This is a genomic window from Vibrio cyclitrophicus (genome assembly GCA_023206055.1).
In the GTDB taxonomy this organism is placed as follows: Bacteria; Pseudomonadota; Gammaproteobacteria; order Enterobacterales; family Vibrionaceae; genus Vibrio; species Vibrio cyclitrophicus_A.
The window spans coordinates 1,184,907-1,200,292 of record CP065366.1 but is presented as its reverse complement, the minus strand read 5'-3'; the positions used below and the strand labels follow the sequence as shown (position 1 = coordinate 1,200,292).

At 42.4% G+C, this 15,386-nt stretch carries 7 protein-coding genes and 1 pseudogene; 1 reads left to right on the top strand and 7 read right to left on the bottom strand.

The window, feature by feature from the left end:
• Nucleotides 1-5: 5 nt before the first annotated feature.
• The 7 genes and pseudogenes from ITG09_05355 to ITG09_05325 all read right to left on the bottom strand — a co-directional run bounded on the left by ITG09_05355 (nt 6) and on the right by ITG09_05325 (nt 13,966).
• The gene (locus ITG09_05355) at nt 6-2,093 is read right to left on the bottom strand and encodes a hypothetical protein (GenBank protein UPR53054.1); all 2,088 of its coding nucleotides are present in this window, start codon (nt 2,091-2,093) and stop codon (nt 6-8) included.
• Nucleotides 2,094-2,095: 2 nt separating this feature from the next.
• Nucleotides 2,096-3,307 carry a TniQ family protein gene (locus ITG09_05350; GenBank protein ID UPR53053.1) on the bottom strand — a complete coding sequence of 404 codons (1,212 nt, stop codon included), beginning with the start codon at nt 3,305-3,307 and terminating at the stop codon, nt 2,096-2,098.
• A gap of 128 nt (nt 3,308-3,435) precedes the next feature.
• Nucleotides 3,436-6,258 carry a DEAD/DEAH box helicase gene (locus tag ITG09_05345; protein UPR53052.1) on the bottom strand — a complete coding sequence of 941 codons (2,823 nt, stop codon included), beginning with the start codon at nt 6,256-6,258 and terminating at the stop codon, nt 3,436-3,438.
• A gap of 22 nt (nt 6,259-6,280) precedes the next feature.
• Nucleotides 6,281-7,768 (bottom strand): tetratricopeptide repeat protein, encoded by a 1,488-nt coding sequence (locus ITG09_05340; GenBank protein ID UPR53051.1) that lies wholly within the window; start codon nt 7,766-7,768, stop codon nt 6,281-6,283.
• Between the two features lie 86 nt (nt 7,769-7,854).
• Entirely contained in the window at nt 7,855-11,460 is a 3,606-nt protein-coding gene (locus tag ITG09_05335) for a DEAD/DEAH box helicase family protein (GenBank protein UPR53050.1), read from the bottom strand.
• Nucleotides 11,461-11,498: 38 nt separating this feature from the next.
• A complete protein-coding gene (locus tag ITG09_05330; protein UPR53049.1) occupies nt 11,499-12,611 on the bottom strand; it encodes a restriction endonuclease subunit S in 1,113 nt (370 codons plus the stop codon).
• 41 nt (nt 12,612-12,652) lie between these two features.
• Nucleotides 12,653-13,966 (bottom strand): annotated as a pseudogene (locus ITG09_05325) (SAM-dependent DNA methyltransferase).
• An 84-nt stretch (nt 13,967-14,050) separates the two neighbouring features.
• Between ITG09_05325 and ITG09_05320 the strand changes: the two are divergent.
• Complete coding sequence (locus tag ITG09_05320; protein ID UPR53048.1) at nt 14,051-15,373, top strand: IS4 family transposase; 1,323 nt, start codon at nt 14,051-14,053, stop codon at nt 15,371-15,373.
• The last annotated feature ends 13 nt before the right edge of the window (nt 15,374-15,386 follow it).

Genomic DNA, 15,386 nt, shown 5'->3' with positions numbered 1-15,386 from the left:
AACGATTAATCCCTATAGTTTTTTATAAGAATAGTTTCGCTACTGCATTCTATCGACCAAAAGGCATGGTTTAAAAAGTGATCTCTTCCACTAAAACGCACTTCTATCGGGTTGACTCGCTGAGCAAGCCCTATCGCGTTCTCTGCATAAGCGTGACAACTGGTGATTGAGTTGCCCCGTTTAGTTGGACGTTCTAACAAATGGTAGCCGATGGAAACTGGCAAGTTATCAGCGTCTTTAGTAATTAAACGTTCTAGCTCATCAAAATCACTCGGCTGATTTTCTCTTGGGTACAACCATCGCCCGTATGCTGGTAACCCTTTTATGACATGGAAAAGCTCACTCCTGCTGGTAAACGTCTTAAGCCACTCAACCTGCGTCGAGAGCTGTGGTTGGTATAATGCCCCTCCGGCGAAAGCGACGGGAAGTGCCGTTTTAAGTGCGGACTTAAAATCTGAAATTCGGCTGTCACTATGGACTCTGATAACTAGGTCTATTTCTAGGTCTGCCAATCGTTCACTACGAATAGTTGGTCGCTTCGCGTTAGAAACCGTTCGTGCTTTAGCGACTGAGTTGGGTTCGGTAAGCTTGGCCGTCGGTTGAATGTTCTCACTTCGAACATAAAAAGAGAAACTCGAAAACTCAAACGGGGAATCACAATTAACTAGCTTGTTAAACTCTCTTTGATACCGGTGCATAAAACCCCAAATAGCCGTCAAAGAAGGAGCACCACACAGATATGGGCTACTCATTGCGACCGCATCTTGCACTCTCATTGATGACAAATAGATATACTGCTCACCCGCTACCTTATCTTCATTGCCATTTGGTTTACTAAGTTGTTCAAGTACCCATACAATTTGGGCTTTGGCGACCTGCATAAGCTTAGGATGATAGGCAAACTTTGCGGCATACCTATTATTCTGAAACGTGAGATGCAAGCGACGGTTAAACTCATTAGCTAAAGAGCCTAGATCCGATTCTGGTAGCGCCAAAAAGGCTTGAGCTAAAGTGTCATCATGTTCCAATTGCTGTTGATTAGAGTCAGCATCAACGATATCTCTTAACTCAATTAATGGAAGCATCCACAGGGCTATCTGCTTTCGCAATATCTTACTTCTAACCTTACGAGCGATCTCTCTTTGCTTCTGTGTTTTTGATGGCTCTGAACCAATTAGATGATTTAACACCTGACAACTTTTAGCGTTAGTTACCTGATAGTCATCAAAGTAGTGGCCACTCTTTTTGCGACTTTCAGTTAACGTCCCACCCTGCGCTGGTTTGACGTCTAGCGGGTAGTTTAGAACTTTCATATGCCCACCTAAACTGCCACACAGATTCCCGATACTTGCAGAATTCGGCAGTGACGAAGACACAAAGCTGAGCTTACTTTCTCGACTTCTCGATCTCACTTCTAACTCTCTTTGGATGGCATGACTGACCACTGGGGTCACCGAAACATAATCATCCCCCCATGGAAACCGCAGTTGCTTGCTGTAAGTGCTGACACTGTCAGGAAAACTATTTTCAGGAAGTTGTTCTTCAATTGTATGTTTTAAGCGAGCAAGTGAATTAGCACCTAAACCAAATTCTTTGAGCAGCTCAACCCAAACAGGGGTTTCTTGCTGAACAAGTGAAAGAAGACTCACGGACTGTGATTGCCAGCGGAAAGGATTCAATAACCACAATGTATGGCGATACACCGCGGAGTTATGCCCCCACCCCAAGCTTTGCTCTAATACTGAGCTTGAGATAAGCGCCTCGGTTGTAGCAAGAGGTTGTGCAATTATCCGCTGATCTTTAACTCGGCAGTCTGGAAACTTGAGATTATGAGTGTGGAACCATTTGATTTCATCAAGGGAAGCTTCTAAGTTCTCAGCCGCTTTTAAATGCCTCTTAGCACGGGCAACATCCAACCAGTCAGAACATCTGTCTGATTGATGGCTTGAACTGAGATTAAGCAAGATCGTTAACGCTTCTTTTTCAAATCCTTCAACACAGACATCTTTCGTATAAGGCATGAACATCTTCTTTAACGTAATCTGCTTTACTGCCTCGTCTTCGATTGCTAATAAGTCACTTAATTTCGTCATAATTACCACTCAGGTAGATACACACTTAAACCATCACTTTCAGAGCTCATTCTAGTCAGCTTTGTTTCGATGACACTTCGTAAAGTAAACGCCGACTCGTGACTCGCTATCTTTGTATGCATTCGCGGCCTGACAGCGGCTTTAATCTCACCAAATTCATACAACCGATACACTTCATCCGTTGTGCCAGAGAGCAATGTAGAAGCTTCTAAGGGGCTGAGCAGTACATCACCGATATTTCCTTTGGCACTTGAGGGCACTGTTGCCACTAGCTTTGTAAAGTAAGCTAACACCTGAGTAAGTACGATATTGTGACTCAGCTGCCGACTGGGTAACTGACGGCAATCTTTAAGCAGAGCACCAAAGGCTTCATTGAAAAATACCTTCTTCCAATCTTTGACTCGAACGAGTTCTGCCTTCTCTTTCAAAGCATCGAGGTCTTGCCACAATGACATTGGCCAAGCGCCACAATATTCAATGAATGACTCAAGACTGAGGTCATCGATATCACCATAGCGATCTACATACCACAGTAAAAAACCGTAGCGCTCAGAGATGGTCATTTCTGCCTTCAGCAATCCCAAGGGTTTTGAATCACTTCCTGACAACCAGCGGGCGACCAAGGTCTCAGCGTCTGGAGCACCTTCGACTGGCGAGTTTCGGAGTTCAAAACCACATTCACATTGGCTAATACTCTCTGTACTTTGGTATTCAAGCCTCGACTTACACTCAGGGCAGTGATGAATCAGCTTACAGCCATGATGTTCACAAGCTTGGTGAGAGATAAATTGCCACTGCTGATGAATGTAGGGAGCTTCGCCAATACATAGGGGGCAAATAGGCGTGAAGCGCTTACGAAGAAAAGCATAAGGATAGTCAACACCAAATCTATGAACAGCTTTGTATTGCGGAGAGAATTGAGCTTTTGAATGTGATAACGCTAGGCGCAATACACCAAAGTTATTGAGCTTTAATTGGTTCTCAAGATGAATAAGAACCCGCACCCGCATTTGGCTTGTGGTTTGAGCGTGGTAGATATTGACTCGGTTGAGCTCTAAGGGGAAAGCACCAGCAATCGCTCCATGCAGATCCATAGTGTCGAACCAGATATCTTCGGCGAAATGAGAAAATCGCTCGTAGCCTTGTTCTTGCGATAAGCGCAACAAGAAGCTTTCGAGCGATTCGTCAGGGTAAAGTTGAATGTCCGTTTTCACACGCCACCACTAAAACTTAGAATTTCTAAGTTTTAGTATTACCGTTAATCCGAATAATTCAAATTCTATGGAGCCAAATTGTGAACTTTAATAAACTCTAAAGAGGTAACGTCCTCGTAAGTCAAAAATTACTTATGAAATAATGCGGCCGCAATGGGAGCAATACTTTCAGGGTGAAGTAACTGATTCGACTTAGCCTTTAACACCTCTGAACTTTTAATTTGGGCAACTTGAAACAAGTCCTTTAAGTCCTGTTTATTCCTCTCAAAATATGAAATACCGTCATCTTTCAGCCAGTTGCAGAAATCTTGAGTGTTCAATGTAACCTCTTTATCCTGGCTAACTTGGATAGCCACTAACTCTTGTCGCTGCCTCAGACCAAGAGAGTTTTGCCACCTTAAATATGAACATATTACAGCACCTTCTAGCAGAGACGACTTGCCAATGGAGGCTGTTAGTCCACCAAACTCATACGACTTAGCTTTTTTAAGTAAATACTTGAAAATAAAGTTATCGAGATCCATCATCTCGCAATTTCCACGACTCGCATGAAGAGTACGGTCAAACGTAATCTGCCACCTAGTTCTCCTTACCCCTAAATCCGTTGCAATAGCGTCATTTAGTTTAATTTGCCATATAAGGTTTTTATGGGTCTTATCTACAACTTCTATATCCAATAAGTCAAACATTCCTTGCGTAAAAAACATCACATGTTCCGATGTAATATTTAGCTCTTCTTTTACCTCTTTAGGATCAAACCCTGCGGCATATTCGAATAGCTCACGCTGTTTACTTGCTGAATTTTTGGCTTTTTCTAACGCTTCTTCGATGCGCTCTCTTGTGCGAGTTATACCGTCGCTTGTAGCTTCTAGCAGTATGTCTCCCACATCGACAAGGTCCGCGACTTCTCCCATTATGTCATCACTCAAACGCTCATTGTATTCCCCACTCAATGAAGATAAGTCACCTACAACTTGTTCAATTCTTTCGTGCATCAGATCCATTATTTGATCATCCATTGACTCAGGAGAATAAAGGTTAAAAACTACTACACGGTGTTTTTGACCATAGCGATATAAGCGACCAATGCGTTGTACCAATCTCATGGGGTTCCAAGGCAAATCATAATTAATCATAATATGACACTTGTCTTGAAGGTTAATACCTTCACCACCGGCTTCCGTTGAAATTAAGAACTGCCCTGCATCTTCAAAGTTTCTGATAGCTTCTCGGCGGACCGGATGTTTCATAGAACCATTAATCAAATTCACACAGCCATCGCCATAATGTTCTTCAAGGGCTGTCTTTAGGTAGTCTTGTGTTGAGCGATACTCTGTAAATATCAAGATTTTCTCTGACTTGTGGTTTGCGAGTATTGATGGGATCAAAACCTCTTTAAATTCCTTCAGTTTGGGATCCGTTATAAGTACTTGTTCACTCTCCGCAATCAGAATATTCAGCTGTTCTAGCTCACCGTCAAAGAATTCTTTTCCTTGTGTAGTTTGCAACTGTAGCTCTTCTGCTTCGCCAAAGTAACGTTCATCCTGCACCAATAGGTCGTCATCAACGCCTACTGATTGAGCCTCTTCAACAAGCCTACGTTTCCTATTGTGTAGTGCTTTATTAATCGCTTTTGCACTGGATGCTGCTAGCTTTCGGTATACAGTCATAACAAATCCGATTGCATTACCTGTTTGCCCCATCTCACTAGCTGTTTGGTAACCTTTTCTCAGATAGGATTGAAGTGAACAATCAAAATCTTTCAAGGCTTTGTCGTGCGTAACTCGTATTGCTTTTGTGGTTTTACCTTTAAAGATAAAATTACCTTCTAAATCGGTCACATCCGATTTATTATTTCTAATAATCATCTCAGACAGAATTTCAGGATTCAGTGCCAATGTCTCAATTTCTTCTTTTCTATCTGGATTTAGTAACATCAATAAGCTTTGAAACTTGTCAGGTTTGCCCTGGTGAGGGGTAGCACTTAATAGCACCATAGCTTTTGTTTTAGCCCTCAAAAAATTAGCAAGTTGGAATCGATTCGAGGCATCATATTTCATCCCATACTGTCTTCGACTAAGGCGATGAGCTTCGTCAAAAATAACAAGATCCCAAGGCTCTGCACGCAATAACTTTTCTAAATGATGCTCTTCTTTGAACCTATCAATTGAACCTATCACGTGTTTGTACATACCCCATTCTCGCCCTTCATCGATATTGAAGTTCTCGCCATATATTCGGAATTCGCTCAAGCCAAATTTATTATGGAGTTCTTCTTTCCACTGAGAAGTCAATCCTGCTGGTGTAACTAATAGGACACGCTCAGCTTGTCCTCTTTGCTCTAGAGCCTTTAGTAACATTCCCGTTTCTATAGTTTTGCCTAGACCAACATCATCGGCAATCATCCAATTGAGGTGACCAGAAGCTAGGATATGGTGAACCAAATGTACTTGATGCGGCAAAGGATCAATGTCTAACCGTGATAACGACCCTGTATTTTCATTCCAATTCTCAATAGCGTGCGCGAGGACTTTTAACTTAAATCTTACCGGTGTAATTAAGTCACCAAAGTCATTAGTACAAAACCGATGTTCTACACCTTTAATCCAAGACAGCCGCTCAAATGGCAACCAGCGAGTAATTGACGATTCAGAAAAATTAACTAGAACCTGATGGAAGCCCGCAATTTCTTTTATTTTGAGTACAATCCCTTCTTCTAGACATGACTCTACTTTAGACGCAGGAACATGCTGCACCTCCATACCTACCATAAAACCAGAACCTACAGATGAAGCTGAAACGAGTGTCTGACCATACTCACGATTTTGCCAACCAACCTTTAATGTAACTCCGTCAATATTATCCAAAACTTGGCGCACAAGACCGCGACCAAACTTTTCGTGTAACACCCAGCAACCTCTGACGGGCTTGAGCCTCTTTTGAACATGCATGGTCTTTTCCTCTTAGCTCTATCTATGCCTTTTGGTTCCATAGCTCTAACAAATAGTCATCCGTATAATCATCACTCACAAACGAGTTTTTACTCACAAATTTATTCGCTAAATCAATACCCATATCTTTAAGTGATAACATTTCATCCGAGTGAGGTAGGTGGGACGATATTGTATTTAAACCGTCAAAAAACTCGGGGACAGCAAAACCGCCAAACATCGAATCAATATTTCGGCTATGGAGTCGATAACTAAATAAATAGTGATTAAAAGCAGGGAAACAGCGCCTCAAAATAGTATGCGCGTACCAATACTCAAATTCAGTTTCTAAGAAATCATATATTTCTTCAAACGTTGGAACGCCATTAAACAAACGAACTAAGCGTAAAGCTTGTTTCCAACTACAATGTTTATAGGTTGAACCTGCACTCTCTCCGCTAACCCACGCTTTTGAAAACGTAATCCAATATCGTGAACTATCCTTCCAAAATGTCTTAACTTCAAAGGCCAACTCTAATTCTTCTACTGTTGCCCCAGACTGAACTTCTCTTGATAGTGCAACTTTTGTATTATGCCAACCAGGTCCACTAAATACATCGACCAAAAATGGTAACTCTCTGGCATGCCAACCAAACTCAATAATACAGTCTACAGCAACAAAACGAGCTCGCTCCTCAAAAGTCAGGCTGTTCTCTAAAGCACTATTTCCTGCATTGTCATCATTAACTTGCTCATCATCAACCCACAAGTCATAAAGCTCTAACTCGTTATTATCAGTTACAAATAATTCATCTTCTGGAATTACTTCTTCTGCATAACTATAGATATCACTCGCTATATCATCATTCGTATCTTCTTCATTTAATTGTTCGAAAAATCCATCTAGATCTTCCACTACATAATCATCTAAATCCTCTGCTGGGCTCAGCGATTTTCCACTTTGCAGTTCGAGGCTCTTCGTGCAGGGTTTTGGTATGTCAATTCCGACTTGCTTTATAGATGATGAAGAGTTGACGGGAAGGTCGGCTTCATCCGCCAGATTTAAGGGCTTAAGAAGAACATTTTTTTTCTTAGAACGATGATATATTTTAACTTCCGATTCATCAGATGAGTTATTCACCTTTCTGTTTAAGCTCAAAGTTTTTCTGGGTGATTTTATTGGTTGAGTACCAGAGCTTTCAAAATTGTACTCAACATCCACTAGCTCACTTGATTTATCCGCCAAAAAAGAAACATCACTTTCATTAGGCAATTCCATTTCAGAGTGCATAGCAGAAGGTGATAAGTCATAAAAAGCCGCTTCGGTAAATTCCTTTGCTTTGGCATAGTTTCCAAGTTTGTGGTGGAGATTGCTTAAGATACTAAGTAGCCTTTCTGAACGAGGTTTTTCGCTATGTGCTTGCTCTAATAACTTAACAGCCAACGTAATTTCATCTCTATCGACTAAACGCGCTGCCCGTATTAAGATATCAGTCTCGCTCAAAAGGGCCATTGGTACAGTATCATTCACCTAAATTTCCACCATTTACAGTCAAGAACATTCTTAAAAACTTCAAAAAATCACAGGCCATTTATCTACAATCTCATACAGATTCTCTAAGCACTCTTACTCTCTTCAACCACAGCATTCGCATTCACCTTGCGAATCACTCCAAACAGCTCTACCACGGTGCCTTCATCGAAGAAGCCATAAGCGCTTTCACCATGGTTATCAGTAAATGGTGGCTCGAAGAGTTGTGACATATCGAGAATGCCGTTATTAACTAAGTAATCGATCACTTTATCGACGAATTGAATCTGTTCAGCGTTGTAAGACTCTGCATCAAGGAAGCTACTGAATGCTTCTTTGGCTGCATTCATGTCTAAACCTATGAGTTCACGGATAAACGTGCCTAGCGGCTTCTCTTGTAAGATCTTCTCACGGTAAGCTTCCACGTCGCTCATACCGCTTGCATCCAGTAATAAGCCTTCTAGGACGTCTAAATCGGCTTGAGTGATGGATTTATTGCGCTTGAGCTTTTGAATCGTTAGCTGATCTTGGTGGTCTTGAATATAGAGCTCAATTTTCTTGCGATACTGGGCTAAATCAACGCTTGGATTCTTGTACACATTTGTCACGTCATGGACACCTTGAACTTCGTCTTCAAAGTTGGTGTACACCATCTCTTTTTTATCTTTGTCCAACGCGAACATTAGATTTCGCAACTTACGTCGTAACTCTTCTAGCGTGACTAAGTGGATATCCTGCCAAAACTCTTGGGTCTGAATATCTTGGATAAGTTGCAGCTGCGCTTGTACTGCCGGAATCGTCGATTTCGCTTCAAGCTGCTCAGCAAATTCAACCACTCGTCCGCGGCTTGTTTCCGACAACATACCTTTCTCTAACAGGTCCAATTGCATGGTTAACACCAAGCTATCGAAGCGGTGTGATAAGTGATTAAGTTGCTCATCGGAATTAAACGCTTCAGCTTCAGTTGGTAGCGCAGAGATTTGGCTCTCTAGCTCGGTAAACTTGGTATCGTCAATATTGTCCCAATGGTCTCTTTCTAAGAAAGGCTCTACTGCTTGGCGCTTTGGTCTTACGATAAAGTTATCGAGATTCATGCCACTCACAAGGTGGTGCAACATGTCTAGTTGATAACGGTTTAGCTCTGTATAACGTTCACAGTCTTCTGGGTGTTGTTCGCGAAACTCTTCATTAGTTAGCTTGTTATTGAGCAACGTACTAAATAGAACGCGCTTCTCGAATACCTGTTGAGTCACGGGTTTTGCTACACCCACAGCTATGCCTTCGGGGTTAGCATCGAAATACTCAAAGTTCTGACAGTAATCGAAGACCTTGAAAGTCTTTTTGTCGTCATTTGGACCAAAGAGGTCTTTACACAAACGTGTGCCACGGCCAATCATCTGTGTGAATTTCACTTTAGAACGGATCACTTTGAAGAACACAAGGTTAACCACTTCCGGCACGTCAATACCGGTATCCAACATATCTACAGAAATTGCGATACGGCAGGTTGGGTTCTTCGGGTCGAACTCATCAATTTTGTTTTCATCGCCACCGAACTCATCGATTAGGCTTTGTGCGTAGGTTTCTTTGAAGGTAATGACGCGAGCAAGCTTGCCTGTCCATTTCGGATAGTTCTTGTTGAACATTTTCTCAAGGAAAACGGCGTGATCATTATTGGCTGCAAAGACGATGGTTTTACCGATGACATCGCCACCTTCAACATGGATACCACCTCGATCATCTTTACTCATTAACTGAGCAAACATTTTTTCTGCAGTATCTTCGTTAAACAAAAACTTATTCACTTCTGATGGCAACACTTCGTCGCGATCTTCGAGTTCGGCTTTGTTTTCCCACTCTTCCTGCTCTTCGTCTGACAGATCTTTGTACTTCACGCCTTCACGTAAAAACTTAGTCGCAACAGAGATTTTGGTCGGTGGTACAAGGTAGCCTTGGTCATACGCTTTATCGTCTTCATAAGCGTAGGTTGGCATCCCTTTTTGTAGTTCGAAAATGCCATAAGTATCTTTTTCGACTTCATCTTTTGGTGTCGCGGTTAAGCCCACTAAGAAGCCGTCAAAATACTCAAAAATTTGGCGATACTTGGAATAGACTGAGCGGTGCGCTTCATCAACAATAATCAAATCAAAATGACCGACACCAAACGGGCGTTCATCTGAACCACGATCTAATAGATTCTTCATGGTTGGATAAGTAGAGAAATACAAACGGCTGTCGATGTTGTTCTTACTTTGACCTGAATCCAAAATAGAGCAGCTTACACGAGGCAGTAGCTTAACGAAGTTCTTCTTAGCTTGGGTAAGCAATGCGTTACGGTCGGCAAGGAACAGAACGTTCTTAACCCAATCGTTTTTCACCAACAAATCAACAAGGCTGATCACGGTACGCGTTTTACCCGTACCCGTTGCCATTACAAATAACCCTTTGCGCTCATGCTCTAGCTCAAAGTCTTGTAATAGTTTAGTAATGGCTGATTTTTGATAGTGACGGTTGGTGATCTCGTTATTAATAACAAGATTACTGTTAGGCATACCATTTTCAAAGAAAGGTTTACGATCGGTGCGGCGCTTCACCATAAGCTCAAGTTCGGCTTTGGTGTAAAAGCCTTGAACTTGACGCGGCGGGTATAAATGATCATCCCACAGATGGGTATCATAGCCATTGGTGTAGAAGATAACTGGGCGCAAACCACATTGCTCTGCTAGACAATTAGCATATAGTTCAGCTTGTCGCTTACCTTCTTCTGGACTGATGTTAGCTCGTTTTGCCTCCACCACCGCTAAAGCTGTGCCGTCATCTCCCCAGAGTACATAATCGACAAAACCGTTTCCTTTAGGGTTGACCTTTGAGATAGGCATACCTGATACAGGGTATTCACGGTCACGTTTATGCTCTAGCTTCCAGCCAGCTTCGTGTAGAAGTACATCGATAAGATAAGTTCGAGTTTCTTCCTCGTTATAGTCGTGCGCATCGGTGACTTTTTCAGCACTTTGTTTAGCTTGCTCTATCTGCTCAAGTAATGCTTGGTTTGCCGCTTTTAACGTTTCGTTCTCTTTAAGTTGCTGTAAGTAGGCTTCACGCTCGATTTTGTCGTCTTGCTCTAGCTGCTTCTCTAGCTCTTTAACCCGTTTAATGCTGCTCAGAGCTTTGGTCGCAACTGTGGCATCAATTGAGACTTGTTGTGGAATAAGCGCTTCATCAAACGGTTGAACTACAAACTGTTTACGGTCTAGGTTGGGTGTATAGGTACGAATAAACCAATACAGCACATGGTGCAGCTCTTTTACCGCTTGTAGGGCATCACGCTGTGGCAGCGTCGTTTTACTGTGTACCGCTTCGTTACCCACTTGGATCACCAGCTTGAGCTTGGGAAACAAGTGAGTTTCTAAATTTTGCTTAAAGTCCTTATCATGAATAAGCGACATTAACGTCGCATCATGACGTGGACGAGTAAGCCAATTATCAATGTCAAACACGGTTTCAACCATTAACTCCAATGCATTGCGGGCATAAAAGCCTGCAATACGAGGATCGGTTTTGATGTTGCTTTCCGCATTTTGGGCACGAGTTTGAATCTCGGCGCAACGCGTGGTGTACACATCGTTGCCACCGTTAAGGGCAACATCCATAAAGCCGAAGTTGCTCGTTGAACCGTTAACCGTATCTGACATTGAGTTTCCTTTTTACATCATTGTTCTTTTAATATTCGTTATAGGTCTAGCTCGCCTTTGAAGGCTTTTTGCATGAGAGCGTTGAATAACAAGTTATACTCAGCTTCTAGCTGCTTAACGTCAGCAACCTTAGTTCTTATAGCGGCAACTCTTATTGCAAACTTTTCTTGTAACTCTACTGGAGGCTTTGCAATTTTGATTTTCTGGAATTCTTTAGCGTTAATATTGGCCATTCCAACAATACTTTTACACATTGACTGGAGAGTCTTTTTCCCGTATTTCGAGTTCATAAAAGAAGAAATATAGTCTGGATGAGCTAATTCATTACAGCGAGCTCGGACTAAATAACCAGCATAAGCCATAGAGCTAACCTCTCTATAAACCGCAGTTTTACCAACCAATTCCTTGCTGTTTGTTCGATTGAACAAGATATCTCCACTTTTAACTAAGTACTTATTTTCATCTTCCTTACTCATATCCATGTATTTCAAAGCAGAGAAGTCCCAATTACCTTCATAGGTAATGTTATTCATTCTTAGAACTGGAAATTTTTTCTTTTCAGTAGAGGATTTTTCAGACGTACCGTAGTTCGCAGATGACAGCATTTCGCCAATGATTCCAACATCCCACCCCTTAGGATTCGTCACCGGATCACCAAACATATCAATAAACACTGACTGAGCGAGGCTGTTTAGCTCTTGTTCCATTTGTTGACAGTCTTTACGCAGTTGGTCAGCTTCTTCTAGCACCGCTGCGATTTGCTTTTGGGTTTCTAGTGGAGGGAGTGGGATTTCAAGTGATTCGATTACTTTCTTATTTATTTGAGGAAAGGTCGAACCCGTTGAATTTCGATATAATTCATCTTCAATTGATGCGATAAAGTACCATAAGTATTTTGAGTCTAACTTTTCATCATGGACTCTAAGCCCCGCAACACCGCGCCCGAGGCAATATTCTTTATCCGCCCAGTTCAAATCACCAATCGTAGCTCGAACACAAATTATGATGTCGCCTTTTTTACATAGCTTTGTAGGTTCAAGTGTTGCTTTCTTTGGTCGAGGAAATACATCGCCATAGTCTGCTGCGCCAGCTATGAGTGGCACACCGCTATCGAGCTCTACATATGTAGAACCTTTAGGTGCAGAACCCATATCGATTTGGCAGATAGTTGATAAATTAACTAGAGGCCAGCTCATTTCAGCAACCCTTCTAAATCAGCTAATCCCTTCGCCATACTATCTTGTAGCGTTTTAATGCGTTTCAAAATGTCTTGCGGCGCATCGTATTGCACTTCTTCGTACACCACTTCTTTGTAACGATTGAGGCTTAGGTCAAAGTCGTTACTGGTAATGGCATCGACTGGCACCATAAAGCTCTGCTCTGTCTTTTGGCGTGTGTATTCTGGGCTGTCGCCGTTTGGTGTGTTGTCTTCATTGGTTAGCGTGTTAAAGCGTTCAATAATATCGGCAATGTTGCTTTGCTCGTGAGTTGGTGTTTCACCATCTTTAAAAAGCTGACTACGTTTATCATCTAACGAGAAACCATCAGCTTGCATGTCGTAGAACCAAACATTATCCGTACCGCCACTGTTGGTTTTAGTGAAGATAAGAATGGCAGTACTTACCCCAGCGTAGGGCTTGAATACACCAGAAGGGAGTGAAATTACCGCTTCTAATTTCTGCTTAGATACAATTTGCTCACGAATCGCTTTATGCGCTTTAGTCGAACCAAATAGCACACCATCAGGGATGATAACCGCCGCACGACCACCCACTTTGAGCATGCGAAGAATTAGGGCTAAGAACAGCAGCTCTGATTTCTCAGTTGGCTTTTTCTTTTTAACCTCAACCTGAATTTCATTGCCGTCTTCGTCAATTTCAGTTGTGAACTTCGGTGCCGTTTTCTTTACTACTGGATTTTTACCTAAGGCACGCAGCAAATCTGGTGCGACAATGTCAAAATCAACAGAGCCTTTAAACGGCGGGTTTGCAAGAATGAGGTTATAGGCTTCAGAGATGTTCTCGTCACCTTGATCTTGCAAGCTGTCACGGTAATGGACACTTGGGTTTTCAATACCGTGCAATAGCATATTCATCGCGCCAATGCGCAGCATGTGTTTATCAAAATCAAAGCCCGTAAACATATCGTTATTGAAGTGTTTACGGTGTTCAGGCTTGTTCACTTCTTTAGCGTGATGCTCTTCAACATACTCAACCGCCGCCATTAAGAAGCCGCACGTACCTGATGAAGGGTCACAGATGGTGTCGCCCACCTTTGGTTGCATCAGCTCAACCATCATTTGAATGATGTTACGCGGCGTACGGAACTGACCATTCACACCCGATTGTTGTAGCTTGCTTAACAAGTACTCGTACAGGTCGCCTTTGGTGTCTTTGTCATTCATGTCGATTGCACTAAGTAAATCCACGACCTGTGACAATAACTTTGAAGATGGGATCATAAAAATCGCATCTTTCATGTGTTCAGCAAAGCTACCTTCATTTTGTTAATGCCGATCGTTTAAGAAGACTTGAACGATCTTGCAGTTAGCAGATAATCCCCATCAACAACGTTGATGGGGATTTTTTTTATGCTTGAACAAGAATTAGCAATGGCACACGAGACCATTGAAGATGCCGACAATTATGAATCTGTCGTCGACGCCATTCAGATTGAGTGGATAGAACAAGCTCTTCTTGAAACCAATAAAGCGAGCATAAGACGACGCCGACTTCCCGCTCAGCAAGCTGTCTGGTTAGTTATTTGGATGGGACTGCAACGCAACATGTCTATCAAAGAGGTATGCAGTTCATTAGACATCGCACTTCAGCCTAAACCTGAAGATAGTTGGTCTCGTGTTGCACCCAGTGTCCTAACTGATTCACGCCGACGTCTAGATGAGAGTCCGTTAGCGGCTCTGTTTCACACAACGGTAAAGGCTTGGCGCGAAGATATCCTTCAACAAGACAAAGACTTAGGGCTTAATGTTCTTGCTGTCGATGGGACAACATTTAGGTGTCAAGATTCCACAGAGAACGCTGAAGAATTTGGGTTCATCTCTAAAAAATTGAAACCTTACCCTCAACTTCGTTTAGTCGCTTTGATGTCAACAGAAACACGAATGATTATGGGGGCAGCTTTTGATGGTTGTCATGTCGGTGAAACGACCCTAGCCAAGCGCCTATTCAATGATATCCCCGCACACTCATTGACCTTATTTGATCGTTGTTATTTCTCGGCAGACCTTTTGTTGTCGTGGCAAGAGAGTGCGGAAAATGCTCACTGGTTAATGCCTGCAAAACGTAAGCTACGCTATGAAGTGTTGGAGAAATATGCTGAGAACGACATGCTCATCTCAATGCCTATCTCTCCTCAAGCTCAACGGCAGAATCCGAATTTACCCGCACGTTGGGAAGCCAGATTAGTCCTATATCAAGAGCCAAAAGGTGAGATAAAAGGTTTTATTACTTCACTTACAGACCCTAGTAGATACTCGCTAGAAAGCCTGCTGCGTATTTATTGGCAACGCTGGGAGATAGAAGAAGGTTATGGTGAAATTAAACAGACTCAACTGCAAAGTCACGTCACTTTACGAAGTCGTTTTTCTGCCGGAGTGAAGCAAGAGCTTTGGGGCGTATTACTTGCCTATAACTTAGTGCGATTAGAGATGGTTAAGATAGCTTCAGAAGCCGGGGTTCGAGCAACTAGGGTAAGTTTTACCGCCGCAATTAACCTTATTGATGCGCAATTACGTTGGCTAGCTTTAAGCCCAGACGGAACCCTACCAGTCAAACTTAAAAGGATGAGAGAAAGTCTGAGTCACTTCATTCTTCCGGATAAAAGAAAGGACCGAACGTTTCCACGTTCAGTCCTCTTTGTTCCAGCCAAATATCCGTTTAGGTTCAAGCAGTAATGCTTATCCGAAC